At 64.9% G+C, this 26971-nt stretch carries 25 protein-coding genes and 1 tRNA gene; 22 read left to right on the top strand and 4 right to left on the bottom strand.

Translation table 11 applies throughout. The features are described 5' to 3' along the window. Positions 1 to 83 precede the first annotated feature (83 nt). The 6 genes from INQ40_RS10985 (at position 84) to INQ40_RS10960 (ending at position 6334) form a co-directional block, all read left to right on the top strand. Positions 84 to 1424, top strand: a complete 1341-nt coding sequence (locus tag INQ40_RS10985; protein ID WP_194340461.1) for an ATP-binding protein — start codon at positions 84 to 86, stop codon at positions 1422 to 1424. Positions 1425 to 1588: 164 nt separating this feature from the next. Beyond that, a complete protein-coding gene (trpE, locus tag INQ40_RS10980) occupies positions 1589 to 3109 on the top strand; it encodes an anthranilate synthase component I (RefSeq protein ID WP_194340460.1) in 1521 nt (506 codons plus the stop codon). 1 nt (position 3110) lies between these two features. Beyond that, positions 3111 to 3689, top strand: a complete 579-nt coding sequence (locus INQ40_RS10975; protein ID WP_194340459.1) for an aminodeoxychorismate/anthranilate synthase component II — start codon at positions 3111 to 3113, stop codon at positions 3687 to 3689. Positions 3690 to 3721: 32 nt separating this feature from the next. After that, positions 3722 to 4756, top strand: a complete 1035-nt coding sequence (trpD, locus tag INQ40_RS10970) for an anthranilate phosphoribosyltransferase (protein WP_194340458.1) — start codon at positions 3722 to 3724, stop codon at positions 4754 to 4756. A 31-nt stretch (positions 4757 to 4787) separates the two neighbouring features. Then, positions 4788 to 5579, top strand: coding sequence for an indole-3-glycerol phosphate synthase TrpC (gene trpC, locus INQ40_RS10965; RefSeq protein ID WP_194340457.1), 792 nt, complete (start codon positions 4788 to 4790; stop codon positions 5577 to 5579). Beyond that, a complete protein-coding gene (locus INQ40_RS10960) occupies positions 5576 to 6334 on the top strand; it encodes a haloacid dehalogenase-like hydrolase (protein ID WP_194340456.1) in 759 nt (252 codons plus the stop codon). The genes trpC and INQ40_RS10960 overlap by 4 nt, the downstream gene beginning before the upstream one ends. Here INQ40_RS10960 and crp read toward each other — a convergent pair. Continuing rightward, positions 6319 to 6984: a cAMP-activated global transcriptional regulator CRP gene (crp, locus tag INQ40_RS10955; RefSeq protein ID WP_228076590.1), complete on the bottom strand. Its 666-nt coding sequence runs from the start codon at positions 6982 to 6984 to the stop codon at positions 6319 to 6321. The genes INQ40_RS10960 and crp overlap by 16 nt on opposite strands. Before the next feature lie 185 nt (positions 6985 to 7169). Between crp and speD the strand changes: the two genes are divergently transcribed. Next, positions 7170 to 7961 (top strand): adenosylmethionine decarboxylase, encoded by a 792-nt coding sequence (speD, locus tag INQ40_RS10950; protein ID WP_193984512.1) that lies wholly within the window; start codon positions 7170 to 7172, stop codon positions 7959 to 7961. 6 nt (positions 7962 to 7967) lie between these two features. On the opposite strand, the gene coq7 is transcribed toward speD, so the two are convergent. Both coq7 and INQ40_RS10940 read right to left on the bottom strand, forming a co-directional pair. After that, entirely contained in the window at positions 7968 to 8612 is a 645-nt protein-coding gene (coq7, locus tag INQ40_RS10945) for a 2-polyprenyl-3-methyl-6-methoxy-1,4-benzoquinone monooxygenase (protein ID WP_194340454.1), read from the bottom strand. A gap of 9 nt (positions 8613 to 8621) precedes the next feature. Further along, positions 8622 to 9836 (bottom strand): (Fe-S)-binding protein, encoded by a 1215-nt coding sequence (locus INQ40_RS10940; RefSeq protein WP_194340453.1) that lies wholly within the window; start codon positions 9834 to 9836, stop codon positions 8622 to 8624. A gap of 178 nt (positions 9837 to 10014) precedes the next feature. Here INQ40_RS10940 and rplM point away from each other — a divergent pair, with 178 nt between their 5' ends. The 5 genes from rplM (at position 10015) to maiA (ending at position 12738) form a co-directional block, all read left to right on the top strand. Next, the gene (rplM, locus tag INQ40_RS10935) at positions 10015 to 10443 is read left to right on the top strand and encodes a 50S ribosomal protein L13 (protein ID WP_194340452.1); all 429 of its coding nucleotides are present in this window, start codon (positions 10015 to 10017) and stop codon (positions 10441 to 10443) included. 10 nt (positions 10444 to 10453) lie between these two features. Next, positions 10454 to 10846: a 30S ribosomal protein S9 gene (gene rpsI, locus INQ40_RS10930; RefSeq protein ID WP_193984504.1), complete on the top strand. Its 393-nt coding sequence runs from the start codon at positions 10454 to 10456 to the stop codon at positions 10844 to 10846. 27 nt (positions 10847 to 10873) lie between these two features. Beyond that, positions 10874 to 10948 (top strand) — tRNA-Gln (locus INQ40_RS10925). 101 nt (positions 10949 to 11049) lie between these two features. After that, a complete protein-coding gene (locus tag INQ40_RS10920) occupies positions 11050 to 12036 on the top strand; it encodes a fumarylacetoacetate hydrolase family protein (RefSeq protein WP_194340451.1) in 987 nt (328 codons plus the stop codon). Between the two features lie 24 nt (positions 12037 to 12060). Then, positions 12061 to 12738, top strand: coding sequence for a maleylacetoacetate isomerase (gene maiA / locus INQ40_RS10915; protein WP_194340450.1), 678 nt, complete (start codon positions 12061 to 12063; stop codon positions 12736 to 12738). 46 nt (positions 12739 to 12784) lie between these two features. On the opposite strand, the gene INQ40_RS10910 is transcribed toward maiA, so the two are convergent. Further along, positions 12785 to 13882 (bottom strand): PilT/PilU family type 4a pilus ATPase, encoded by a 1098-nt coding sequence (locus tag INQ40_RS10910; RefSeq protein WP_193984498.1) that lies wholly within the window; start codon positions 13880 to 13882, stop codon positions 12785 to 12787. 171 nt (positions 13883 to 14053) lie between these two features. On the opposite strand from INQ40_RS10910, the gene INQ40_RS10905 reads away from it, so the two are divergent. The 10 genes from INQ40_RS10905 (at position 14054) to INQ40_RS10860 (ending at position 26948) form a co-directional block, all read left to right on the top strand. Next, positions 14054 to 14356 carry a DUF4398 domain-containing protein gene (locus INQ40_RS10905; protein ID WP_228482004.1) on the top strand — a complete coding sequence of 101 codons (303 nt, stop codon included), beginning with the start codon at positions 14054 to 14056 and terminating at the stop codon, positions 14354 to 14356. Beyond that, positions 14353 to 14964, top strand: a complete 612-nt coding sequence (locus INQ40_RS10900) for a hypothetical protein (RefSeq protein ID WP_194340448.1) — start codon at positions 14353 to 14355, stop codon at positions 14962 to 14964. Before INQ40_RS10905 ends, INQ40_RS10900 begins: the two co-directional genes overlap by 4 nt. A gap of 218 nt (positions 14965 to 15182) precedes the next feature. Continuing rightward, positions 15183 to 15401, top strand: coding sequence for a YdcH family protein (locus INQ40_RS10895; protein WP_194340447.1), 219 nt, complete (start codon positions 15183 to 15185; stop codon positions 15399 to 15401). Between the two features lie 109 nt (positions 15402 to 15510). After that, positions 15511 to 16887: a pyridoxal-phosphate dependent enzyme gene (locus tag INQ40_RS10890; protein WP_194340446.1), complete on the top strand. Its 1377-nt coding sequence runs from the start codon at positions 15511 to 15513 to the stop codon at positions 16885 to 16887. Between the two features lie 158 nt (positions 16888 to 17045). After that, complete coding sequence (locus tag INQ40_RS10885; protein ID WP_194340445.1) at positions 17046 to 18227, top strand: cystathionine gamma-synthase; 1182 nt, start codon at positions 17046 to 17048, stop codon at positions 18225 to 18227. A gap of 34 nt (positions 18228 to 18261) precedes the next feature. Further along, positions 18262 to 19641 (top strand): glycosyltransferase family 4 protein, encoded by a 1380-nt coding sequence (locus tag INQ40_RS10880; protein WP_194340444.1) that lies wholly within the window; start codon positions 18262 to 18264, stop codon positions 19639 to 19641. Then, positions 19638 to 20432: an ABC transporter permease gene (locus INQ40_RS10875; RefSeq protein WP_194340443.1), complete on the top strand. Its 795-nt coding sequence runs from the start codon at positions 19638 to 19640 to the stop codon at positions 20430 to 20432. The genes INQ40_RS10880 and INQ40_RS10875 overlap by 4 nt, the downstream gene beginning before the upstream one ends. Further along, on the top strand, positions 20429 to 21703 hold the full coding sequence (locus tag INQ40_RS10870; RefSeq protein WP_194340442.1) for an ABC transporter ATP-binding protein: 1275 nt from the start codon (positions 20429 to 20431) through the stop codon (positions 21701 to 21703). Before INQ40_RS10875 ends, INQ40_RS10870 begins: the two co-directional genes overlap by 4 nt. Before the next feature lie 8 nt (positions 21704 to 21711). Beyond that, positions 21712 to 23325, top strand: a complete 1614-nt coding sequence (locus INQ40_RS10865) for an FkbM family methyltransferase (protein WP_194340441.1) — start codon at positions 21712 to 21714, stop codon at positions 23323 to 23325. Further along, entirely contained in the window at positions 23325 to 26948 is a 3624-nt protein-coding gene (locus tag INQ40_RS10860) for a glycosyltransferase (RefSeq protein ID WP_194340440.1), read from the top strand. Before INQ40_RS10865 ends, INQ40_RS10860 begins: the two co-directional genes overlap by 1 nt. The last annotated feature ends 23 nt before the right edge of the window (positions 26949 to 26971 follow it).

The raw sequence follows: 26971 nt of genomic DNA, 5'->3' as shown, positions 1-26971 counted from the left end.
TTGCAACGTCTGAGGCTGCCATCGTCAGGTCTGCCCGACTGCCGCCGTGGCAGGCGTTGATGCGATGGCTTCGCGACGTGCCTGTGGCCGACCCGGTCGACCGGCGCAACGCGCCGGTCCTGCAGGTGGTCATGCTGGTCATTCTCGGCACGGCACCGCCGATCTGGGCGTACCGGTTCAGCCTGCTCAAAGACGTCCCATGGCGCGAAGACGAGACGCTCGGCTTTGCCCTGAGCATGGGCTTCTATGCGTTGGCGGGCTTCAGCCTGTATCTCGTGCGTACCGGCAGGTTCCAGTGGGCGGTCAGGCAGCTGATGGTGGTGACGGCGGTGCTGATGCTGGTGTCCCACTCAAGCGTGGGTTTCACAGGCAACCGGTTCGAGCACCCGTTGCTCACCGTCTGGATCGTCACCACCGGGCTGATGATTGGCCGGGCAGCCGTCTGGACGATGTGTCTCGCCGTTCTGGGTGCGTTCGCGCTGGGCGTGCGGGTGGATGTCATGGCCGGCGAGCCCGCGAGCGGGATGGTGACCGACGGGATCATCAGCGGTCTGATGTTCGTGCTCATCACGGCGGTGGTGGACCGGGCCGCGACAGCGCTGCGCGAGAGCCTTGCCGCTGAGAAGCTCCGCAGCGATCAACTTGTGGTGTCAAACGAGCAGCTGGAGGCGGAAATCCGTGAACGAGAGCGCGTGATGGACCAGCTCGTCCACGCCCGCAAGATGGAGGTGGTGGGACGACTGTCCAGCGGACTGGCGCACGATTTCAACCATCTGCTCGGACTGGTGCAGGGATACGCCGGGAAAGGGCTGCAGAGTGCGGAGCCGGCTGCCATGCGTGAAGCACTGCAGGGTGTGGATGGCGCATCGCGTCGGGCCGTCGCGGTCGCCACCCGCTTGCTCGACTTCGGGCGCGCGGATGCCCGCTCCCTGGAAACGATTGACGTCGCAACTGCGGTCAATGACCTGCGGCCGATGTTGCGGCAACTTCTGAGCCCCGACATCGCGATCGATATCGAAGCGCCGATGGTCCCGGTCCATATCCGGTTCGACCCGGCGCAGTTCGAATTGATGGTGTTGAACATCGCCGCCAATGCCGGCGACGCCATGCGTGAGGGCGGGCACTTCAGCATCTCCGTGGATGCCAGCGACGGGCACGCGCGGATCCGTTTTTCCGACACGGGTATCGGCATGAGCGAGCCCGTTCGCCGCCAGGTGCTGGAGCCGTTCTTCACCACCAAGGCGCGTGGAGAAGGAACCGGCCTGGGCCTTGCCCTGGTCTCCTCGATGGTCGGCGACGCCGGCGGGAGGATCGATGTCAGCAGTGCCCCCGGCGAGGGGACCGACTTGGTCATCCGAATCCCGGCGATCGCACCGGACACCCCCACGCGTGCGCGGCGCGAGTTGGCCGGGAGTGCCGGTTAGGGACCGCTTGATTGCGCGCCATCCCGTCGCGTACCGGCTCCCGAACCGCTACAGTACGGTGATGACTCCAAGGGCGAACCTGCATTTCCGCAATGCCGACACCGGTTGGCGATGGTCGCTTGTCGCCGTCGTTCCCGATCCGTCGCATCCCCAGGAAATGCCGCATGTCCCCGCCAGACAGTCCGCAGTACCAGCAATACCAGCAGCACGTCGCTGACGGTCACACCCGCATCCCGGTGGTGCGCGAGGTCCTGTCTGACCTCGACACGCCGCTTTCGGTCTACCTGAAGCTGGCCGACGGGCCGCACACCTACCTGTTTGAATCCGTCGAAGGCGGCGAGCGCTTCGGGCGCTACTCGATCATCGGCCTGCCGGCGCGCCGCGTGTACGCGTTTGCCGGCAACACCCTGTATGTCACCGAGCACGGCGAGCGGGTCGAGGCGCGCGATGTGGCCGATCCCTTCGCCGAGGTCGAGCGCCTGCGCTCGCAACACTCGGTGCCGCGCATCGACGGCCTGCCCGGTTTCACCGGTGGCCTGGTCGGCTGGTTCGGCTTTGAGTGCATCCAGTACATCGAGCCACGGCTGAGCGGGCCCGGCGCGGACGGCCAGGCCAAAAACGACGAGCTGGGCACCCCCGACATCCTGCTGATGCTCAGCGAGGAAGTCGCCGTGTTCGACAACCTCAAGGGCCGGCTCTACCTGATTGTGCATGCCGACCCGGACGAGCCGCAGGCGTGGGCGCGCGCCAACCGGCGCCTGGACCAGCTGGTCCACCGCCTGCGCAACAGCGGCACCGCGTATCCGGAAACCCTGGATTCCTATGGTCTGGACGAGGCGGACTTCGTCTCCGGTTTCACGCGCGAGGGCTTCATCACGGCCGTCGAGCAATCCCAGCAATATATCCTCGATGGCGACATTTTCCAGGTCGTCCTCAGCCAGCGCCTGAGCGTCCCCTTCAAGGCGCGTCCGGTGGACGTCTACCGCGCGCTGCGGGCGCTCAACCCGTCGCCCTACATGTACTTCCTCGACGTCGGCGACATGCAGGTGGTCGGCTCCTCGCCGGAGATTCTCGTGCGCCTGCACTTCGACGAGGCCGGGCAGGGCACGGTGACGGTGCGGCCGATCGCGGGCACGCGCCCCCGTGGCGCCACGCCGGCCGAGGACGAGGCGCTGGAAGCCGAGCTCCTGGCCGATCCCAAGGAGCGCGCCGAGCACTTGATGCTGATCGACCTGGGCCGCAACGATGTCGGCCGGGTCAGCCAGCCGGGCACGGTGGAAGTCGGCGAGCAGTTCGTGATCGAGCGCTACAGCCATGTCATGCACATCGTCAGCGAAGTGACCGGCACGCTGAAACCGGGGCTGTCCTATGCCGACGTGCTGCGCGCAACCTTCCCGGCCGGCACCGTCAGCGGCGCGCCGAAGATCCGCGCGCTGGAGGTCATCCGCGAGCTGGAGCCGGTCAAGCGCAACGTCTACGCCGGCTCGATCGGTTACCTGGGCTGGCATGGCGATGCCGACACCGCGATTGCGATCCGCACCGCGGTGATCCAGGACGGCCGCCTGCACGTGCAGGCCGGCGCCGGCATCGTCCACGATTCTGACCCGCAAAAGGAATGGGAAGAGACCATGAGCAAGGGCCGGGCGCTGTTCCGCGCGGTCGCCGAAGCGGCAAGGGGGCTGTGACGTGCTGCTGATGATCGACAACTACGACAGCTTCACCTGGAACCTCGTCCAGTACCTGCAGGTGCTCGGCGCGGAGGTCAAGGTCGTCCGCAACGACGAGCTGTCAGTGGCCCAGATCGAGGCGCTGGCGCCGGAGCGGATCGTGATCTCGCCCGGCCCGTGCACACCCGATCAGGCCGGCGTCTCGCTGGCGGTCATCCGTCAGCTGGGCCCGAGCACGCCGCTGCTGGGCGTGTGCCTGGGTCATCAGGGCATCGGCCAGGTCTACGGCGGGCAGGTCGTGCGCGCCGGCCGGATCATGCACGGCAAGACCTCGCCGATCCGCCACCTCGGCACCGGCGTGTTCGCCGGGCTGCCCGATGGCTACACCGCGACGCGCTACCACTCGCTGGTGGTCGACAAGGCGAGTATTCCGGACTGCCTGGAAATCACCGCATGGACCAACAACCAGGACGGTTCGATGGAGGAGGTCATGGGCCTGCGCCACCGCGAGCACCCCGTGCAGGGCGTGCAGTTCCATCCCGAGTCGATCCTGACCGAGCACGGCCACGCCCTGCTGAAGAACTTCCTCGACGGCTGAGGCCGCGTCCACCTCGACAACACGAGCCAGCAATGCCCATCACCCCGCAAGAAGCCCTGCAACGCACGATCGAACACCGCGAGATCTTCCACGACGAGATGGTCGAGCTGATGCGCCAGATCATGCGCGGCGAGGTCAGCCCGCTGATGACCGCGGCGATCATGACCGGCCTGCGGGTGAAGAAGGAAACCGTCGGCGAGATCGCCGGCGCGGCGCAGGTGATGCGCGAGTTCGCGGTTCCCGTCGAGGTCGCCGACCGCACCCATCTGGTCGATATCGTCGGCACGGGCGGCGATGGTGCCAACACCTTCAACATCTCCACCGCGAGCATTTTCGTCATTGCCGCGGCCGGCGGCCGGGTCGCCAAGCACGGCGGTCGCAGCGTGTCCTCCAAGTCCGGCAGCGCCGACGCGCTGGAGGCCCTGGGCGCGGCGATCGAGCTGAGCCCGGGGCAGGTCGCGCAGTGCATCGCCGATACCGGCATCGGCTTCATGTATGCGCCGATGCACCACCCCGCGATGAAGGTGGTCGCGCCGGTGCGCCGCGAGATGGGCGTGCGCACCCTGTTCAACATCCTCGGCCCGCTGACCAACCCGGCGAGTGCACCGAACATCCTGATGGGCGTCTTCCACGAGGACCTGGTCGGCATCCAGATCCGCGTGCTGCAGAAGATGGGCGCCGAGCGGGCGCTGGTGGTCTGGGGCCGCGACGGCATGGATGAGCTGTCGCTGGGCGCCGGCTCGCTGGTTGGCGAGCTGCGCGACGGCAAAGTGCGCGAGTACGAGCTGCACCCGGAGGATTTCGGCATCGCCATGTCGGCCAGCCGCAACCTGCGCGTGGACAGTCCGCAAGCGTCCATCACCATGCTTTCCGAGGTGCTCGACAACCGGCCTGGCCCGGCGCTGGACATCGTCGCCCTCAATGCCGGCGCCGCGCTGTATGTCGCCGGCGTGTCCGAATCCATCGCCGCGGGCGTGGAACTGGCCCGTGCAGTGCTCGCCTCGGGCGCGGCGCGGCGCAAACTGGACGAGTTCGTGGCCGCAACGCGCGCGCTGGCGAAGCCGTGATGTCCCCCATTTCCGGAGTTCGTTGCACACCATGAGTGACATCCTCGACACCATCCTCGCCCGCAAGCACGAGGAGATCGCCCAGCGCAGCCAGATCCGCACCCTGGACAGCGTCCGCGCGCGGGCCCAATCGCAGCCACCCACGCGCGGCTTCGTGGACGCGCTGAAGCAGCGGCACCTGGCCGGCGAGGCGGCGGTGATCGCCGAGATCAAGAAGGCCAGCCCCTCCAAGGGACTGATCCGCAAGGACTTTGATCCGGCGGCGATCGCACGCAGTTACGAGGCCGGCGGTGCGGCCTGCCTGTCGGTGCTGACCGACGTGGATTTCTTCCAGGGCAGCAACCGCTACCTGGGCGAGGCACGCTCGGCCTGCTCGCTGCCGGCGCTGCGCAAGGATTTCATCGTCGATCCCTACCAGGTCTACGAGGCGCGGATGATCGGCGCCGACTGCATCCTGCTGATCGTCGCGGCGCTGGAGGACGGGCCGATGATCGAGATGGCCAACCTCGCCCACGAACTGGGCATGGACGTGCTGATGGAGGTCCACGACATCGACGAACTGGAGCGCGCGCTGCAGACCGACTGCGAACTGATCGGCATCAACAACCGCAACCTGCGCACCTTCGAGGTCTCGCTGCAGACCAGCATCGAGCTGAAGGCCGCGGTGCCGCCGGACCGCATCACGATCACCGAAAGCGGTATCGCAACACGGGATGATGTGGCGAAAATGCGCGCCGCCGGCATCGACACCTTCCTGATCGGCGAGAGCTTCATGCGCGAAGCCGACCCGGGCGCGGCGCTGCGGCGGATGTTCCAGGGGTGAGCAGCGCCGTTCCGCCAGTCGCAGGCGATTCCCCGCCGCTGGTCGTGTTCGACTTCGATCACACCCTGTACGACGGCGATTCTGGCAGCCACCTGTTTGCCTGGATAATCCGGCGACGCTGGTGGCGGATAGCGCTGGCGCTGCTGCTGGCGCCGCTGTTCGGGCCGATGGTCGCGTTCCAGCCGACCCGGCGTGTCGGCATCTCCGGGTTCGTCTGGGCCGGTACCGTCGGTCTGCACGGTCCGCGCGAACTGGATGCGTTGATCGACCGCTATGTCGAGCTGCACGCCGAGCAGATCCGAGCGCGCCTGCTGCCGGTCGCGCTGGAGGTGTTCCAGCAGCACCGCGTTGCCGGCGACCAGGTCGTGGTGGCCACCGGTGCCCCGCCCGAACTGGCGCGCGCGATCCTGGCCTTCGTCGCACACGAGGACGTGCCGGTGGTGGGAACGCTGGTCGGTCCGCGCCTGGGCGGGCTGGGAGCGGCGCGCCACTGCCATTTCCAGATGAAGATGACGATGCTGCGCGAGGCAGGCTTCACTGCGCCTGTGGCGGTGGCCTATTCCGACAGCAGCGCGGACCTGCCGCTGCTGCTGGCGGCGGAGCGGCCGGTCGTGGTCAACCCCAAGCAGGCCAACGTCGCGATGTTCCGCAAGGTGCTGCCGCCGGCCACGCCGATCCTCAACTGGGGTTGCCGGGGGCGGGCCGGCGAACCGGTGCCCCGGTCAGTCGAAACCGCGCCTCAGCGCGTGCCGTAGAGCACGATGGTCTTGCCGCGGGCGTGCAGCTTGCCGTCCGCTTCGAGCTTCTTCAGGACCCGCCCGGCCATCTCGCGCGAGCAGCCCACCAGCCGCGACAGTTCCTGACGCGAAACCCGCAACTGGGTGCCGTCGGGGTGGCTCATCGCTTCGGGTTCCCGGGCCAGGTCGTGAAGCGCGCGGATGATGCGGTCGGTGACGTCCAGGAACGCCAGCCGGCCGGCCTTGCGGCTGGTGTCGAGCAGCCGCTGGGAGATCTGCGAGGCAATCGAATACAGCAGCTTGGGCGCATCGTCGGCCAAGCGCGTCAGCATCAGGTCGTACAGGCGCTCGTGGCCGATTTCGGCCAGTTCGCAGGGCGTGCGGGTGCGCAGGATGACCTCGCGCTGCTCGCTTTCCACGAACAGGCCAAGCTCGCCCACGAACTCGCCGGGGCCGAAATAGCCCAGCACCAGCTCGCGGTCCTCGTCCTCCTCGGCGATGATGCTGACCGATCCGGAGATGATGTAATAAAGCGTGCTGGCAGGATCCCCGGGCCGGAACACGTCCGTCCGCGTCGGGTAGCGACGACGGTGGCAGTGAGCCAGGAAGCGTTCGATCGTGGGGCCGTCAGGCGTCAAGGGGCTGTTGAATTTACGCAAAGCATTCAAATTGATCCACCGGGATGGCGTGATGTCGGAAAATTCGTATCCGGGCAGCTTAGGGTGAATGGGCGCTGAGTGGCAAACTCTGCCATTTCGCGGCATGTCGGGTGAACCGTCGCTGGACGCGCATTTTCAACCGGCGGCCAATTGCCGCATAATCGCGCCTCTTGTCATTGTCCGGATAAAGCCTAGTGGTCAAGCCGTTGCCGCGTCTGAGGTTGCAGGGGTTCAACAACCTCACCAAAGCGCTCTCGTTCAACATCTACGACGTCAGCTTTGCCTACTCCGAAGAGGAGCGGCAGCGCTACATCGAGTACATCGACGAGGAATACAACGCCGATCGCCTGACCCAGATCCTGACGGATGTGGCGGACATCATCGGCGCCAACATCCTCAACATCGCCCGCCAGGACTACGATCCGCAGGGCGCGTCGGTGACGATCCTGATCTCCGAGGAGCCGGTGGTCGACAAGTCCGATGCCAAGGGCGTGATCTCCGAGGCGGTGGTCGCGCACATGGACAAGTCGCACATCACCGTGCACACCTATCCGGAAACGCACCCCGACAACGGCATCGCGACCTTCCGCGCCGACATCGACGTGGCGACCTGCGGGGTGATCTCACCGCTGAAGGCGCTCAACTACCTGATCGAGACGCTCGAGTCAGACATCGTGGTGATGGACTACCGCGTGCGCGGCTTCACCCGCGACGTGAAGGGCAAGAAGCACTACATCGACCACCGCATCAACTCGATCCAGGACTACCTGGCCAAGAACATCAAGTCGCGCTACGAGATGCTCGACGTGAACGTCTACCAGGAAAACATCTTCCACACCAAGATGCACCTGAAGGACTTCGACCTGGACCAGTACCTGTTCGAGGAGAAGGCGCGCAACCTGTCGTTCAAGGAGCGGATGAAAATCGAGGCGCGCCTCAAGCGCGAGATCGAAGAGCTCTACCACGGGCGCAACCTGGTCGACTGATCGGGCTCAGACCCGGTAGGCAATCGCCTTCATTACCCGCGAGGCGGCCGACATGATCGACGGCACCGGCGGCGGCAGGATGCGCGCGCCGGCGGCCTGGGCATTGTCCGCATGCCGGGCCTCGTCCTCCTTCATCACCTCCAGGATCGCCCGGCTGCGGGAATCGGCCGCTGGCAGCGAGGCGAGGTTTTCGTCGATATGGGCCTCGACCTGGCGCTCGGTTTCCACCACGAAGCCCAGGTTCCAGCCGTCGCCGCGCAGGCCGGCCAGCACACCGATCGAGAAGCTGCTGGCGTACCACAGCGGGTTGAGCAGGCTGGGCCGGTCGTGCAACTCGACCAGGCGGTCGGCGCACCAGGCCAGGTGGTCGGTCTCCTCCTGCGCCGCCTCCAGCAGGTGGGCACGGGTGGCCGGGTCGCGCGCGACCGCCGCCTGGCCGCAGTACAGCGCCTGCGCGCAGACCTCGCCAACGTGGTTGACGCGCATGAGGCCAGCGGCATGGCGCCGCTCGCTTTCCTCCAGCACGACGTCCGGTTGGCCGTCCGCCGGGTTGGGGCGCATGGCGGCGGGGGAGCCCAGGACGGTTTCCAGCGCACGCTGGGCATCGTCGAGGATGCGGTCGATCCGGCTGAGACGGCGGGTGGTTTCCATGCCGCCAGTTTAGCGCGCGGCGCGGGCGCCCGAGGTGTCGAGGTGCGGGTCAACGACATCCTGTCGAATCAACGCCTCGGCGAGGAACTCCAGCGGGTGCTGCACCGGCAGCGCCGCGCCGTTGCCCAGGTGCAGGCGACAGCCGATGTTGGCGCTGAGCAGGCGCGTCGCGGCAATGGTGGCCAATTGATCCAGCAACGGCTGGCGGTACTCGCCGGCGCGCGCCGGGTCGGTCAGCATCTGGTTCCCCGCCGCGCCGCAACAGCCGAAGCCGGCATCGATCTCGATCACCGTTAGTTCCGGTATCCGGGCCAGCAGGCGACGCAGTGCCGGCACGCTGCCGCTGGCATTGCGCTGGGTGCAGGGCAGGTGCAGGGCGACGCGTTCGGGTTTTGACTGGAAAGTGAGCTCATCGCCGCGCGCGTCCAGCAGCGCGAGCGCGTCCATCGCGGTGCCGTCGATCGCAGCCGCGACGGCCCTGTGGCAGCCGCTGGCGAGCGTGAGCACCGTCGCGTGTCCGGCAAACGCCTCGCGATTGCGCGCCGCCAGCTGCGCCGCGCCGTCGAGATGGCCGGCGTGGGCGTGCAGGGCGCCGCAGCACGTCTGCGCGTCCGGCACCGCCAGTTGAATGCCCGCCGCGGCACAAAGCCGGGTCAGCGCGTCCCGGGCCGGACCCTCGTAGGAGCCCGCAATGCATCCGATGAAGAGGGCGGCCGATGGCGTCGACATCGCAGGTTGCGCCGCCGTTGCGTCGCCCGCCGGAAGCATGCCGTCGCGTGCGAGTGCCGGCGGCGCGGGCAATAGCTGCAGTCGGTGAGGAAGGAGGCTGCGGGTGCGGCGGTAAAGGCCCACAAGTGCGCCCAGCAGTTGGGGCCGGACCACCAGGCTTTCCAGCGCCTTTTGAAGCACGCTGGCACCGCGCCGCTGGCGTTGCCGGCCGCGCGCGGACACCAGTAGCGCGTCATACTCAACGCCGGCCGGGCAGACCGCCTCGCAGTTGCCACACCCCAGGCAGTGGTCCAGATGGGCATCGCCCAGCGGCCCCGCCTCGATCGTTTCAAGCGCCCATGCCCGGGCCAGCGCGATGCGCCCGCGCGGCGATTCGGCTTCCATCCGCTCGCGGCCGTAGGTCGGACAAACCGGCAGACACAGGCCGCATTGGACACACCGGTCAGCCAGTGCGACCAGCGGGTCGGAGGCAAGCGGACGGCTGGCAGCGGGCATTTCGGGATGCTAGCATGTGCGGCTCGATGGCTTGCGCTGCGTTGCGGCGACCGTTATCATTCCGCCTCTTTACGCTCCATAGCGCATCTTTCACCACAACGCGTGGCGAAGTTCCGGCCATCTCCCTTCCCGGGACATGGGCGCAACAAGCCCGGCAAGGTACCCAAGAAGATCAGTCATGAAGACATTTAGCGCCAAGAACGAGACCGTCCAGCGTGACTGGTACGTGGTCGACGCCTCCGGCAAGACCCTGGGCCGCCTGGCCGCCGAGCTTGCCCACCGCCTGCGCGGCAAGCACAAGCCGGTCTACACCCCGCACGTCGACACCGGCGACTACCTGGTAGTCATCAACGCCGAGAAGATCGTGGTCACCGGCAACAAGCTGGCCGACAAGAAGTACTACCGGTTCACCGGCTACATCGGCAACCTGAAGTCCGAGACCCTGGGCCAGGCGCTTGAGCGCCATCCCGAGCGCGTCATCGAGATCGCGGTCAAGGGCATGCTGCCGAAGAATCCGCTCGGCCGCGCCATGTACCGCAAGCTCAAGGTCTATGCAGGCCCCGAGCATCCGCACACTGCCCAGCAGCCGCAGCTGCTGGAACTCTAAGGTCAACGACATGGCAATCCAGCAGAACTACGGCACCGGCCGCCGCAAGTCCTCCACCGCTCGCGTGTACCTGCGCAAGGGCGAGGGCAAGATCACGATCAACAAGCGCAGCATCGAAGAGTTCTTCGGTCGTGAGACCGCTCGCATGATCGTGCGCCAGCCGCTCGAGCTGACCAAGTCCACCGACAAGTTCGACGTCAATGTCACCGTTGCCGGCGGCGGCACCACCGGCCAGGCCGGTGCGATCCGCCTGGGCATCTCGCGCGCCCTGGTCGAGTACGACGAGTCGCTGAAGAGCGAGCTGCGTCAGGCTGGCTTCATGACCCGCGACGCCCGCGAAGTCGAGCGCAAGAAGGTCGGTCTGCACAAGGCACGCCGCGCGACCCAGTTCTCCAAGCGCTAAGATTCCTTGCGTTACAATCCGCTTTATAGCCCCGTCGCCAAGCGGTAAGGCACCTGACTCTGACTCAGGCATTCGGTGGTTCGAATCCATCCGGGGCTGCCATACAACGAAGAACCCGCCCACGTGGCGGGTTTTTTGTTGCCTGCGCGCCAGCGGTTACAATTGAAACCATCGCGCCGCGGCGCCGTTATAAGGAGTTCCCGATGAAGCTTGGTTCCCTCAAGGAAGGCGGCCGCGACGGCACCCTGGTGGTGGTTTCACGCGACCTGACCCGGGGCGTCCGCGCCACCGGTATCGCCGACATCCTGCAGCGCGCGCTGGAGGACTGGAGCAACATCGCTCCCCGGCTGAATACCCTCTACGAATCGCTGAATGCCGGCAGCGCCCAGGGCGCCTTCGACCTCGACGTGGCCGCACTTGCCGCGCCGTTGCCGCGTGCCTACGAGTTCGTCGATGGCAGCGCCTACCTGCCGCACGTGGAGCGCGTCCGCCGCGCGCGCGGTGCCGAGGTGCCGGAGAGCTTCTACACCGACCCGTTGATGTACCAGGCGGTCAGTGCCGGCTTCATGGGGCCGCGCGATCCGGTGCGGGTGACCAGCGAGGAATTCGGCATCGACCTGGAGGCCGAGCTGGTGGTCATTACCGATGACGTGCCGATGGCGGTGTCGCCCGAAGCTGCAGCCGGGCACATCCAGCTGGTGGGCCTGGTCAATGACGTGTCCCTGCGCAACCTGATCCCGGGCGAGCTGGCCAAGGGCTTCGGCTTCCTGCAGGCCAAGCCGCGCTCCGCGCTCAGCCCGGTGTTCGTCACCCCGGACGAGCTGGGTGACGCCTGGTGCGACACCAAGCTGCACCTGCCGATGCTCACCCACGTCAACGGCAAGTGGTTCGGCGCCCCCGAAGCCGGCGTCGACATGCAGTTCAACTTCGCCCAGTTGGTCGCCCACGCCGCGCGCACCCGCCCGCTGTCGGCAGGGACGATCGTCGGCTCGGGCACCATCGCCAACGAGGACACCTCGCTGGGCGCCTCGTGCTTCGCCGAGCTGCGCACGGTGGAGGCGCTGCGCGACGGCAAGCCCAGCACCCCGTTCATGTCCTTCGGTGATACCGTCCGCATCGAGATGCTGGACCGCGACGGAGCCAGCATCTTTGGCGCCATCGAGCAGCGCATCGAACGCCAGGACGGCTGACCCGCATACGCCCAGGAGACAGGCATGACCGAGCAGTTGACGCTGTATTCGTACTGGCGCTCGAGCGCGGCGTACCGCGTGCGGATCGGTCTGAACCTGAAGGGGCTGCCCTACAGGACCGTCCCGGTGCACCTGGTCCGCGACGGCGGCCAGCAGCACGCCGAAGCCTACCGCCAGCTCAATCCGCAGGAACTGGTGCCGGTGCTCATGCACGGCGACCGGGTCATGCGACAGTCGGTGGCGATCCTGGAATACCTCGACGAGACTTGGCCCTCACCGCCGCTGTTGCCGGCGGCGAGCCGCGACCGGCAGCGCGCCCGGGCGATCGCCCAGGTGCTCGCCTGCGACATCCATCCACTCAACAACCTGCGCGTGCTGCAGTACTTCGACCGGACCTGGAGCGTGCCTCAGCCCGAGCGTGAGGAGTGGGTCAGGCACTGGGTGACGGAGGGTTTCGCGGCGATCGAGACGATGCTCACCGACCACCCGTCCACCGGCGTGTTCTGCGAAGGCGACATCCCCGGCCTGGCCGATTGCTGCCTGATACCGCAGATGTACAACGCGCGCCGGTTTGCGGTGGACCTGACGCCGTATCCGACCCTGGTCAGGGTCGAGCAGGCCTGCCTGGCGCTGCCCGAGTTCGACGCGGCCCGGCCGGAAAACCAGCCGGATGCGCCTGCGCCGGAGCCCGCGCCCGCCTGACAACGCCCGGCGGCGCGGCTGGCCCTGATCACAGGGCCGACGCGGCTCAGAACACCGACGCGTACTGGTCGTGTTCGGCGTCGGCGCCTTCGGACAGGCGGAACTTCAGCGCCAGCCCGTCGCGTGAGTCGGCCGCGCGCAAGGCCTCGTCGATGTCGATCTTGCCCTGCTTCTGCATCCGGAACAGGCACTGGTCGAAAGATTCGATGCCTTCCTCCAGCGACTCCTCCATCGCCTGCTTGATCTCGTGGATCTGGCCGCGCCGGATCAGATCGCGGATATGCGGGGTATTGATCAGAACCTCCGCCGCAGGCACCCGGCGCCCGTCCACGCCCACCACCAGGCGCTGGGAAATCACCGCCCTCAGGTTGAGCGACAGGTTCATCAGCACGTTCTTGTGCGCCGCCTCGGGGAAGAAGTTGAGGATGCGCTCGATCGTCTGGTCGGCGTTGTTGGAGTGCAGGGTGGCCAGGCACAGGTGGCCGGTCTCGGCAAACGCGATCGCCGCCTCCATCGTCGACTGGTCGAGGATCTCGCCGATCAGGATCACGTCGGGCGCCTCGCGCATCGCGTTCTTCAGCGCGCTGCCGAAGGCGTGGGTGTCCAGGCCGACCTCGCGCTGGTTGACCAGCGAACGCTTGTGCCGGTGCAGGTACTCGATCGGGTCCTCGATGGTGAGGATGTGGCCGGAGACGCTGCTGTTGCGGTGATCGATCATCGAGGCCAGCGTGGTCGACTTGCCCGACCCGGTGGAGCCGACGATGAGGACCAGGCCGCGCGGCTCCAGGATGATGTTCTTGAGCACCTGCGGCAGCTGCAGTTCCTCGATCGAGGGGATCACGCTGCGGATCGCACGGATCACCATGCCGACTTCGCCGCGTTGCCTGAACACGTTGATGCGGAAGCGGCCGGTGTCGGGCAGCGAGTACGCCATGTTGAGCTCCAGCTCTCGCTCGAACTGCGGCACCTGGCCTTCGCCCATCAGCGAGTAGGCGATCTTCTTGACCATGCCGGGTGGCAGGCCGGTATTGCCCAACGGATGCAGCCGGCCCTCGATCTTGATGTACACCGGCGCGCCGGTGCTCAAGAACATGTCCGACGCGTTCTTCTCCGTCATCAGCTTCAGAAAATAGCCGATGTCCATGCACCCACTCCCCTTGACGGACGCCGTCGTTGCAACCTTGACGCCGGATTGCCCACAATGGCCGGGCGATACACCTCCGCCACGGCTCCCCATATGCATCCAAGCTTCGCACAATTCCGCCATTTGCTCGCGTGCACAGTTCTCGCTTGCGTGCTCGGCGCATGCGCCACCTTGCCGCCGCCGACCAGCGAGTTGGCCGATGCACGCCAAGCCGTGTCCAGGGCGACCGATCTGGACGCGGACCAGTACGCCAGCCAGCCGCTCGCTTCGGCGCGCGATGCCCTGGGCCGGGCCCAGGCGGCGATGGCGGAAGGGCGCAACGACGCCGCACGCGCGCTGGCCCACGCCGCCAGTGCCGATGCCGACCTCGCGATCGCCCTGAGCGCCAAAGCCAAGACGTCCGCCGAGCTCGCCCAGCGCCGCAGTGAAGTGCGCGAGTTGCGCGACCGCTTCGAGGGAGGGAACATCCGATGAGGATTTCCACCGATATCCGCTGCCTTGCCATCGGCCTGTTGCTGGCGGCGTCCATCGTTCCGGTCCACGCGCAAAGTCGCACCGATGCCGGCGTTGAAGCGCTGGGTCGCAAGCTGGTCGCACTGGATGCCAATCCGGACTACGCCAATGCCGCGTCCTTCGAGCGCCTGCAGGCGCGCAACGCGGTGGATGCGCTGGCCAATGCCCGCCAGAGCCAATACGAGGCGGCGTACTACGTCGCCGACCGCCGGGTGCAGATCGCCGAGGCGGCGGCCGAAACCGCGGCCATGCAGCAGGAAATCCGCGAGCTGGGCCGGGAGCGCACCGAGCTGCTGCTGGAAGCCAGCCGCCGCGATGCCGCCGCCGCACGCGCCGAAGCCGAGCGCCTGCGCATCCAGGCCCAGGTCCGCGCCGAGGAGGCCGAGCGCCTGCGCATGCAGACCCAGAGCGACGCCGACGCCATGGCCGACGTGGAGACCGCGTTGAAGGACGTCGCCGGTGCCCAGGCGGCCCGGCTGAAAGCCGCCCGCGCCCGCCAGGCCGAACTGGCCCGCCAGGAAACCGAGCTGATGGGCGGCAAGCCCGACGAGAGGCCGAAGAAGAAGTAGTTCGGCCTCGCCGTCGCGGCGATTCGTCAATAAATCGTTGGTTGTCAGCGGTTTAACTACGCAGAGCGTGTCCTGGCAAGGGCCGTGCCGGTTTCCGGCATGCGCGCCGGCAGCCGCCATACGAACGCGTGTTGCCGCCCCTGGATGCGCGGAGTAGGGTCGATTCACCGGGCGATCGATTCCCGCCCGGCGGTATCCATGCGCTGAAGGAGGCTTCAATGTTCGATGATCAACCCCAGCCCGAGATCGATGCCCTGATCGACTCCAACCGCGAGTTCAAGCAGCTGTACCAGCGTCACAAGAAGCTCGACAAGAAGGTGATGGACGCCGAGTTGGGCGTGTTGCCGATCGACCCCACCACGTTGGCCCAGATGAAGCGCGAGAAGCTCGCGGCCAAGGACCAGCTGGTCAGGATGTACGCCGCCCAGAGCACCTGAGCCGCGCTGCGCTGCCGACGCCGGCTGCCACTTACCCGGCCGCCGGTGCCGGCATCCCTTAGAATCCCCGGGTCAGCCGCGATTGCGGCGCCAGAAGCCCGTTACCCGCATGCCAATTGCCAGCTCCGTACTCGACCTGATCGGCAACACGCCGATCGTCAAGGCGCAACACCTCGATACCGGTGTGTGCGAACTGTATTTCAAGCTGGAATCTCAGAACCCTGGTGGCTCCATCAAGGACCGCATCGGCCTGCAGATGATCGAGGCCGCCGAGGCGCGCGGCGATATCGCTCCCGGCGACACCCTCGTGGAAGGAACGGCGGGCAACACCGGTCTGGGATTGGCGCTGGTCGCCCAGCAGAAGGGCTACAAACTGGTGCTCGTGGTTCCCGACAAGATGAGCCGGGAGAAGATCTTCAACCTCAAGGCGATGGGCGCGCAGGTGGTGCTGACCCGCTCCGATGTCGCCAAGGGCCATCCCGACTATTACCAGGACCTCGCGGCGCGCATCGCCAGCGAGACGCCGGGCGCGTTTTTCATCAACCAGTTCGGCAACCCGGACAACCCGGCCGCACATGAGCAGGTCACCGGCCCTGAGATCCTCGCCCAGATGGCCGAGGTCGGTGGCCTGGATGCGATCGTGTTCGGCTGCGGCAGCTCGGGCACCATGACCGGCCTGTCGCGCTGCTTCGCGGAGAAGTCCCCGCACACCGAACTGATCCTGGCCGATCCGGTGGGCTCGATCCTGACCGAGTACATCAACGAGGGCACCCTCAGCGACAAGTCCGCCAGCTGGATGGTCGAGGGCATCGGCGAGGACTTCCTGCCGTCGATCTCCGACTTCAGCCGGGTCAAGCAGGCTTACGCCATCAGCGACAAGGAGAGTTTCCTGACCGCACGCATGCTGCTGGAGAAGGAAGGCATCCTCGGCGGATCCTCCACTGGCACCCTGCTGGCGGCGGCGCTTAAATACTGCGCCGCGCAGACGGTCCCCAAACGTGTGCTGGTGCTCGTCTGCGACACCGGCAACAAGTACCTGTCAAAGATGTACAACGACTACTGGATGCTCGACAACGGCTTTCTGGAAGCCGAGCGCCACGGCGACCTGCGCGACCTCATCCTGCGCCCGTTCTCGCGCCGCGACACCGTCGTCATCGGCCCCGACGACCTGCTGGTCACGGCCTACCAGCGCATGAAGCTCTATGACGTCAGCCAGCTACCGGTGATGCGCGACGACGAGTTGGTCGGCATCATCGACGAGTCGGACCTGCTGCTGCATGTCTACGGCAATGAAGCGGGTTTCCGCGACCCGGTGTCCACGGCGATGGTGGGCAAGGTGAACAAGATCGATAAGGACGCGACGGTCGAGGCGCTCCTGCCGGTGTTCGAGCGCGGGCATGTGGCGGTGATCGTGGATGGCGGCAGCTTTTTGGGGCTGATCACACGGATTGACTTGCTGAACCATTTGCGGCGGCGGGTGGAGTAGGGGGGGGGAGCGCGGCCGTGGCGCGCCGCTTGGTCGTCCGCGCGCGCCCGTCGCGATGCGGATTTTCCAGTTGACGATCGCGGACAGCGGTGAGGGACCCTTCAGCCGACGGTGATAAACTTGCCGGCTGATTCGTTGCGGTTATGGGAGTGCCTACAATGAGCGGTGACAATTCCGATGGCGCTAGCCGAAAGCCGGGCTTGGGCACTCTCGCCATACATGCGGGACAGTCGCCGGACCCAAGCACCGGCGCGGTGATGACCCCGATCTATGCGACGTCCACCTATGTGCAGTCCAGCCCGGGCGTGCATCAGGGCTTCGAGTACTCGCGCAGCCATAATCCGACGCGCTTCGCCTACGAGCGCTGCGTGGCCGCGCTGGAAAGCGGCACGCGCGGGTTCGCGTTTGCGTCCGGCTCCGCCGCCAGCTCGACCGTGCTGGAGCTGCTCGACAGCGGCAGCCACGTCATCGCGATGGACGATGTCTACGGCGGAACCTATCGCCTGTTCGAGCGCGTGCGCCGCCGCAGCGCCGGGCTGGACTTCAGCTGGGTCGACCTCACCGATTGCGCGGCTTTCGAAGCCGCAATCCGGCCCGAAACCAAAATGGTCTGGATCGAGACGCCGACCAACCCGCTGCTGAAGCTGGTCGACATCTCAGCCATTGCGGCCGTCGCGCACAAGCACGGACTGATCGTGGTGGTCGACAACACGTTTTCCTCACCGATCCTGCAGCGACCACTGGAGTTGGGCGCCGACATCGTCGTTCACTCCGCTACCAAGTACCTCAATGGCCACTCCGACATCGTCGGCGGCATCGTTGTGGTGGGCGCTAACGCCGAACTGGCCGAGCAGGTCGCGTTTCTGCAAAACGCCACCGGGGCTGTGCAGGGGCCGTTCGACAGCTTCCTCGCACTGCGGGGTCTGAAAACGCTGCATCTGCGGATGAAGGCGCATTGCGAGAACGCGCATCGCCTGGCGGAGTGGCTGCAAGGTCATCCGGCAGTGGAGAAAGTCCTCTACCCCGGTCTGGAATCGCACCCGCAGCATGAGCTCGCAAGCCGCCAGATGGACGGCTTTGGCGGCATGATCAGCTTCTACCTCAAGGGTGGTGCGGCGGCCGCGAGCCGGTTCTGCGAGCGGACTAAGCTGTTTGCGCTGGCCGAGTCACTCGGCGGCGTGGAGAGCCTGGTGAATCATCCGGCGATCATGACGCATGCGTCGGTGCCGGCGGAAAGGCGGGCGGCGCTGGGCGTGACCGACAATCTCGTGCGGCTGAGCGTGGGGGTCGAGGCGGTGGCGGACCTGCGGCGGGACCTGCATGACGCCTTGATCGAATGAGCCATCGTCTCGGTTCAGCTGCGTGAGTTCGTTGATGAAGCATTCCGGCACTGGTTTGGCGCTGTTGAGTCTTTCCGCTTGGCTCCGGCAGCAGAAATGGCTCAGATTTTTCTTTCAGCACCTTCCACAGGGGTTACGCGATCGTGTTTCGGCCTTGCTCGCCGCGCGCGCACTCGCGAGCGCGCGTTTCGCGCGTACGCCTGCTTGGGACCGTTTCGTCGTGCCCGCCCCCTCCAAGTCTAGGGAACCTGCCGGCCAGGTCGGCGTCAACATTTTGGGTTATCTTCGTGGTCAATTTGGTCTGGCAGAAAGCGCCCGCATGTACGCGCGTGCACTGATCTCTGCCGGCGTGCCTGTCTCACTGTTCGACATCGACTTGAAGCTGCGCCACGGTTGGAATGACCGATCACTCGATGCCTGGATTGGCGACGATTTGCCTCATCCGATCAGCATTCTGTTCGTCAACCCCGACATGTTGCAGCCGGCCCTCCAGCACATCGGGCAGGCGCGTCTGCAGGGCCGCTACCTGATCGGGTGCTGGTTCTGGGAATTGGAGACCGTGCCCGCCGAGTGGCTGTCGGCCATCCAAGAGGTGGACGAAATACTTGTGGCCTCAAAGTTCGTGGAGGATGCGTTTCGCCGTGTCACAGACAAGCCGATCCTGCGTGTGCCGCTGCCCTTGAGCTATGTTGCGGACAGTGGCCTGCAGCGTGCGGACTTTGGCCTTGAGGAAGAGTGCTTCACCTTCCTCTGCACATTCGACTTCAACTCATGGATTGCGCGCAAAAATCCGTTCGCAGTGGTTGAGGCCTTCCGGCTTGCATTTGCTAACAAGGGCGACAGTGTCCGTCTACTGATCAAGACCAGTAACGGCTTCCGGCACCCAGAGAAGTTCCATCAACTGCTCGCTCTGATTAACAGGGACCGCCGTATCATGGTGCGCGATGACATCATTGATGGTGACCACGTACGCGCCTTGCACCGTTGCTGCGATGCCTACATATCACTGCACCGCGCCGAGGGCTTTGGTCTGGGGCTCGCCGAGATGATGCTGGCAGGCAAGCCGGTGATCGCGACCCGCTGGTCGGGGAATCTGGAGTTTATGGACGACGACAACAGTTGTCTGGTTGGCTGCCAAATGGTGCGGGTCGCGGAAGGTGATTATCTGGGGAGCACCGACCAGCAATGGGCGGAAGCCGACACGGCGGAAGCGGCTGAGTGGATGTGTCGTCTGGTGACCGAGCCAGGCTTGGCTGCCCAGCTCGGAGCGAAGGCAAGAGACAGTGTGCGACGCACCCTGTCTCCGGAACATGCAGCTGAGACGATTAGCAACCATCTAGCCCTGATCCGCCAGCGACTGCCGACGATCCCCTATATCCACGCGCCCGCAAAAGTCTTCCGAGGCCGCTCATGAAAGACATGTTCCGGGCCGCATGGGCCTATCGCTACTTCATCTTCTCTTCGATAAAAAACGACCTGAGACTCCGCTTCATTCGAAGCAAGCTCGGCGCGCTGTGGATGGTTATTCATCCGCTGATGCAGGTGCTGATTTTCGCGACGATCCTGTCCGAGGTACTGTCCGCGAAATTGCCCGGCGTCGAGAACAAGCATGCCTATGCCCTGTACCTGATGGCAGGAATTCTGTGCTGGACGCTTTTCGCCGAAACTATCTCGAAGTGCCTCAATCTTTTCATTGATAGCGGTAATTTGATGAAGAAGATGGCGTTCCCGCGTATATGCCTGCCCTTGATCGCCGCAGGCACGATGCTCGTTAACAACCTGCTCCTGTTGCTAGCGATATTCGGAGTCTTCGCGGTCATGGGACACTATCCGCCCGTCGAGGCGCTATGGCTTCCGGCATTGATACTGCTGACAATCGCATTTGCAATGGCGATTGGCCTCTTGCTGGGCGTGCTCAATGTGTTCATGCGCGATATTGGGCAGGTGGTCCCGGTTATCCTACAAGCCATGTTCTGGCTGACACCCATCGTCTACAGCATGACGATCCTGCCGGAACGTGTACAGCACTTATTCAAGTTCAATCCCATCTATCCCCTCGTCGCCAGTTACCAGAACGTACTGCTATTCGGCCGTCCTCCAATGTGGAGCGAGCTCCTGATGCTTGTGGCTGGTTCCATTGGCATCGCCGCCGTGGCGCTGGTGGTGTTCCGGAGGGCCAGCCCGGAAATGGTGGACGCACTATGAGTGGAGAAATGCGTGTTGGGGGCGTTGGCAAGGCGTACCGCGTTTGGCGCAGCGAATGGTTGCGCGCCGCATCCTGGTTCGGACTGCCGGTCCACCCCATGGAGGAACACTGGGTTCTGCGCGATGTCTCGTTCACGATCGCACCCGGAGAGGCGGTGGGCGTAATCGGTCAGAACGGTGCCGGCAAGAGCACCCTGCTGAAACTCATCACCGGGACGTCGCAACCGAGCGAGGGCCGGATCACCCGGAGCGGGCGGGTGGCGGCGATCCTTGAGCTCGGGATGGGCTTCAATTCCGACCTGAGCGGGCGGCAGAACGCTTTCCACTCCGCTGGGCTGATGGGCTATTCGCAGAATGAGATTGAGGGAGTGATGCCGGAAATCGAGGCGTTCGCCGAAATTGGTGAGTACTTCGACGAACCGGTGCGTACCTATTCAAGCGGCATGCAGGTGCGCGTTGCATTCGCAGTGGCCACCGCATTCACTCCCGACTTGTTGATCGTGGATGAGGCTCTTTCAGTCGGCGACAGCTACTTCCAGCACAAGAGCTTCGAGCGAATGCGCAGGTTCCGTGAGCAAGGCACGTCCATCATGCTTGTTTCGCACAGCATGTCGGACGTTAAAGCCTTGTGCGACCGCGCGATCTTGCTTGAAAAGGGGAGGGTCCTCCGGGATGGCACCCCCGACGAGGTCGTCGACTACTACAACGCGTTGATCGCGAAGAAGGAGAACGAGAGTCTCTCCCTCGAGCAGCGGCGCACCAAACAGGGTTGGGTTGTGACCCGGAGCGGCAGTGGCCAGGCCAAGGTCCAGTCGCTGCGGCTGGTGGATGCGGGGACGGGACAAGACGTCGCGATGGCGAAGGTCGGGCAGAGGCTCCGACTGGAGCTGCACGCCGGCGCCGAACAGCCGATCGAGAATCTCGTGCTTGGCTTCATGATCCGCGACAAGCAGGGGCACGTCGTCTGGGGCTCCAACACCTGGCACACCGGTCAGGTCCAGCGGAACATTGGGGGCGGAGAGAGCGTGAGGTACACGCTTGAATTCATGTGCCGGCTCGGGCCGGGGTCCTACTCAGTTTCGCCTGCTCTCGTAAGCACAGAGACGCATCTGGTCGACAACTTCGAATGGGTGGACAACTTCCTCGTGTTCGATGTCATGAATGCAAGCGAGCCCACGTTCATCGGGTCGAACTGGCTGGATGCTCGGTTCTCAATAGAGCGGGATCCGGCGGCCTCGGCCGGCAAGTCGCTTCCAGACCAGATCGAATGAGCGAGCACATGATCCAACTCATTTCCTACGCACAGAACTTCGAGGACATCATCCTCTGGCGCGCGCTCGGCCACGTGGAGGAGGGGTGCTATGTCGACATTGGAGCGCAGAGCCCGGATGCCGATTCGGTTAGCCGCGTGTTCTTCGAACACGGCTGGCGCGGCTTGCATGTCGAGCCGACCGCGCAATATGCCGCGGAGTTACGCGAGCGGAGGCCTGACGAGACTGTGCTGCAGGCGTTGATCGCTGAAGACGCGGGTGTGTCGCGCTTCTTCGAGATCACAGGGACCGGCCTGAGTACGATGGACGAAGCGATCGCGAACACGCACAAGTTGGCGGGTTTCGAAGTCCGCGAATCGCTGGTCCCGGTGATGACGATGGATACGCTGCTGCCGCAGGTCGGCGATCGCGATATCCATTGGCTGAAGATCGATGTCGAGGGCGCGGAGCTGGCCGTCCTGCGTGGTTGGAAGACGGCGCCGCACCGGCCGTGGGTCCTTGTCATCGAGAGCACGCGTCCCTTGAGCCGCGAGCAGACACATCAGCAGTGGGAGCCGTTGGTACTGGAGAAAGGCTACAAATTCGCGCACTTCGATGGCCTTAACCGCTTTTACGTGTCGGTCGATCGGCCCGAGTTGCTTCCTGCATTCGAGTCCGGGCCGAACGTGTTCGACGGTTTCAGCTTGGCCCCCACTTCGGAGTTCTGCGCGAGCGTGAATATCGCTTATCACGCCCTGGAGCTGCGCCGCGAGGCCGAGGAACAGGCGGCCCATGCCAGCCTGGCCGAGATTCAGGGGCATCTCGGCGTCGCGGATGCGGAGATCGGGCGCCTGGGCGCGGAGAAGCTGGCGCAGCAGGCGGAGTACGAGGCACTTGCCCAGGCGGAACAGCAGCGCGCCGAATCAGCGCTGCGACGCGTAGACGAGCTCGAGATGCGCTGTGCCGAGCACTTGCGGCGCGAGGAGGAGCTGACCGAAGAGATCGGTCTGCGAGAAGCCGAGGTCACCAAGCTCTCCGCGCAGGCGCGAATCGAACAGGCGAGGATCTCGGGCCTTCGGGACGCGCATATGGCGCAGATCGACAGGTTTCAGACCCACGTCGCCTGGCTCGACGGGGTGGCCGAGGGTTACAGGCACGACAAGCAGGCGGCCCAGTCGAAGGCGGATGACGCCAAGCACGAGGCGCATCGCTGGTGGGTCGAGGCTGAGCAGCTTCGTCACGAGTTGGCCCAGATCAAGGGCAGTCGCTCCTGGAGGTCGACTGCGCCATTGCGGACCGTACGACGCCTAGCCAGCACCCTCGTCCGCTCGCCGATCCAGGGCGGCAAGCACGTGGCACGTCCGCTCGTTGTCCGGTGTATGCGGGCTGTCCTAGGCGTCGGACCCCTGCGCGTGGTGATGCTCCGCGCGCTTGATGCACATCCCGGCCTGAAGTCCAGGCTTCGCGACCTGGCGCAGCGTGCTGGACTGATCGAGGCACCGGCCGGGGGGCTCGTTGCGATACAGCACGCGCTGCCGTCAAGCGTTGCGCGCGCCCACGCCATACCGAAATCCGTCCTTCAGGTTCGCGCGGATCAGGTCCTCGCCGATCTTCGGCACGCAATACAAGAGAAGCACGGCTGATGCGCATCCTCATTGACCTCCAGGGCGCCCAGACCGAGAGCCGGTTCCGGGGCATCGGCCGCTACTCGATGTCGCTGGCGCAAAGCATGGCGAAGGAGGCTGGAGACCACGAGGTGTGGGTCTGCCTGAATTCGATGATGCCCGAGAGCATTGAGGCCGTCCGCCAAGGGTTCGAGGGATTAATTCCGCCGTCGCGTATCGTCACGTTCGACTCCCTTGTCCCCGTGTCGTGGCCGGACCCCAACAATGCCTGGCGCCGCAGCGCGGCCGAGTTGATGCGGGAGGCGTTCATTCACGGATTGCGACCCGATGTGGTCCACGTCTCGAGCCTGTTCGAAGGCGCGCAGGATCCAGCGATGCTCTCGATCGGAAAATTCGCGCACCGGCCCCGGACCGCGGTAACACTCTACGACCTCATCCCGCTCCTAAATCCGGAGGATTACCTGAATTCGGACTGGACGCGGGACTGGTACATGGACCGGGTGGCGTCGTTGAAGCGCTCCGACATCATGTTATCGATTTCCGAGCATGCGAGAGAGGAGGCCATTGGCGCGCTGGGAATCGAAGGTTCCCGCATCGTCAACATCTCGTCCGCGATCTCGGACATATTCGTCCCGCGCCATATCGGTGCCGCCGAGAAGGATATTCTACAGTCGCGCTTCGGGATCCACGACCGCTATGTCATGTACAGCGGAGCGATGGAGTCGCGCAAGAACCTCGAGCGTCTGCTTGAGGCGTTTTCGCTGTTACCCGCTGCGCTCCGCGCTGATCACCATCTCGTGATCGCCGGAAACGTCTCCGACACACATCAGGAGCAGTTGTCACGGGCGGCGCGGCATCTTGGCATCGCCGACCGGCTTGTGCTCACCGGCTACATCTCCGATGACGAGCTGATAACGCTATACAGCGCTTGTTCGCTCTATGTTTTTCCGTCGCTGCACGAGGGGTTCGGACTTCCCGCGCTGGAGGCGATGGCGTGTGGCGCACCGACGATCGGCTCCGGCACGACCAGTGTGCCTGAGGTCATCGGGCGGGATGACGCTTTGTTTGATCCCACCGATTCGGTCGCGATTTCTACCATCATCCACCGAGCCTTGGTGGATGACGATTTCAATCGGACGTTGCGTGAGCATGCTCCCGTCCAAGCCGCGAAATTCTCGTGGACGGAAAGTGCCAGACGTGCAATCCAGGCGCTCGAAGAAGTTCATGCCCGCGACAAGCGGTCCGGAATGACGGCTTGGTCGACGCTGCAGGTCGAACGGCAATCCGACTATCGCGACCTCATCGAGGCGGTCGCGGGCATACCACACGAGCCGTTGTCCCCGAGCGACGCAGACCTGGTCGCGACAGCTGAGGGCATCGCGCGCAATCTAGTCGAAACGGACCTCGCGACTCGTCCCGGGGACTTGCCGGAACACATCACGTGGCGAGTCGAGGGACCTTTCGACAGCACTTACAGCCTTGCGCTGCTGAACCGTGAGACGGCCAGGGCGCTGGATGCGCTTGGCCACCACGTCGTTCTGCATTCCACGGACGGGCCGGGGGACTTTGACGCAAACGCAGGATTCTTGGCGGCAAATTCCGACCTGGCCGAGATGCACGACCGGGTGGCTGGCATTCCTCCAGCGCAGGCGGACGTCACGAGCCGCCTCTTGTATCCGCCCCGTGTGGCTGACTTGTGTTCGAGACTGAATCTCTTGCATCACTATGCTTGGGAAGAGTCGAGCTTGCCCCAGGAGTGGGTGCTCGAGTTCAACGAACACCTGCAGGGGATGACCTGCCTGTCGCGTCATGTCGAGAAGATCATGATCGACAACGGGGTGTCGGTGCCTCTTTCGGTGTCTGGATGCGGAGTGGACCATTGGGAGCGCATCGTCGGCGACAGCGACTACCGCATCGTCGCCAAAGACTTCCGTTTCCTCCACGTGTCTTCGTGCTTCCCCCGCAAGGGAGCCGACGTGCTATTGCGCGCGTACGGGCAAGCGTTCACGAGTTGCGATGATGTGACGCTGGTGATCAAGACTTTCGCTAATCCGCACAACGAGATTCGCGCGTGGCTGGAGGAGGCGCGCGCCGGTCGCGAGGATTACCCGGATGTCGTCATCATTGAAGACGACGTATCCGATGCCGAACTCAAAGCGCTCTACGGACAATGCCAGGTGCTGGTATCTCCCAGCAGGGCGGAGGGCTACGGTCTGCCCATGGCGGAGGCGATGTTGTCGGGCCTCGGCGTGATCACCACCGGCTGGGGCGGGCAGCTGGATTTCTGCTCGCCGGAAACCGCATGGCTGGTGGACTACGCGTTCTCGCCGGCGCAAACCCATTTCGACCTGTTCAACTCCGTGTGGGCGGAGCCGGACGAGGACCATCTGGCACAAGTCATGCGCGAAGTCCAAGCGTTGCCGCTGGATGCAGTGCGGGCCCGCTCCGACGTGGGACGAGCCACGCTGCTTGCCGATTCAACCTGGACGCACGTCGCCGGTCGCTTGGTCGAGTCCGCGCGCAGATTCGCCAAGCTGGAGGCGCCGCGCGATCCAAAGATCGGTTGGATCACGAGCTGGAACACGAAGTGCGGCATTGCTACCTATTCGGCACACCTCATCGATGCGATGCCCGAGGCCGACCTGATGATATTCGCAGCGCGCACCTCCGCCCAGACCGAAGCGGATGCTGCGAACGTCGTGAGGTGCTGGGATACCAGTGATGGCAATTCTCTCGACGAGCTCGCCATTGCCATCGAGGTGAGCGGCGTGTCGACGCTGGTCGTGCAGTTCCAGTACGGGTTCTTCGACTTCGACCGCCTCGCGACCTTCCTACTCGGTCAGAGGAAGGCCGGTCGAGTCGTGGTGCTAATGATGCATGCGACGACGGATGCGCCCGAGACGCCACACAAATTGCTTCGCAACCTTGCCGCGCCTTTTGCGCAGTGCGACCGCCTGTTCGTACATTCCGTTGGCGATCTCAACCGGCTCAAGGGCATTGGTCTGGTAGAGAACGTCTCACTGTTCCCGCACGGCGTCATCGACGTTCCGATCCGCGAGCGCGAGGACCATGGGGGACCATTTGTGATCAGTTCCTACGGCTTTCTCCTGCCTCACAAGGGATTGCTGCAGCTGATCGAGGCGACGTCCCACCTTGTGCGGCAGGGGCGTAATGTGCGCCTGCGCATGATCAATGCCGAATACCCGGTGCCGCAATCCAAAGCCCTGCGCCAGGAAGCGTGCGCTATGATCGCCGCGCTCAGTCTAGGAGATCGCGTTACGCTCATGACAGACTTCCTACCCGATCACGAAAGTCTGGCCGCACTGGAAGAGGCCGACCTAATCGTATTCCCTTATCAGTCGACCGGGGAATCGGCCAGTGGGGCCGTCCGGTATGGCTTGGCGACAGGAAAGCCGGTCGCGGTTACCCCGTTGCCCATTTTCGACGACGTACGCCGCGCCGTATGCGAACTGCCGGGCCAGACGCCCACAGAGATCGCCGAAGGGATTGCCGCTATCATGGACGAGGGCATGCCCCCAAACGACGCGGAGCGGTGGCGCGACGCGCATCGTTACTCGAAACTGGCACAGCGTCTCCAGGCGGTGCTGACGCAGCTGACATATCGTCGTTCGCTGGGGTGATCTTTCCCTACTCTACCGACCTG

It is taken from the genome of Lysobacter sp. H21R4 (assembly GCF_015277535.1).
GTDB classification, from domain to species: Bacteria; Pseudomonadota; Gammaproteobacteria; order Xanthomonadales; family Xanthomonadaceae; genus Novilysobacter; species Novilysobacter ciconiae.
This window is presented reverse-complemented; position numbering and strand designations above follow the sequence as displayed.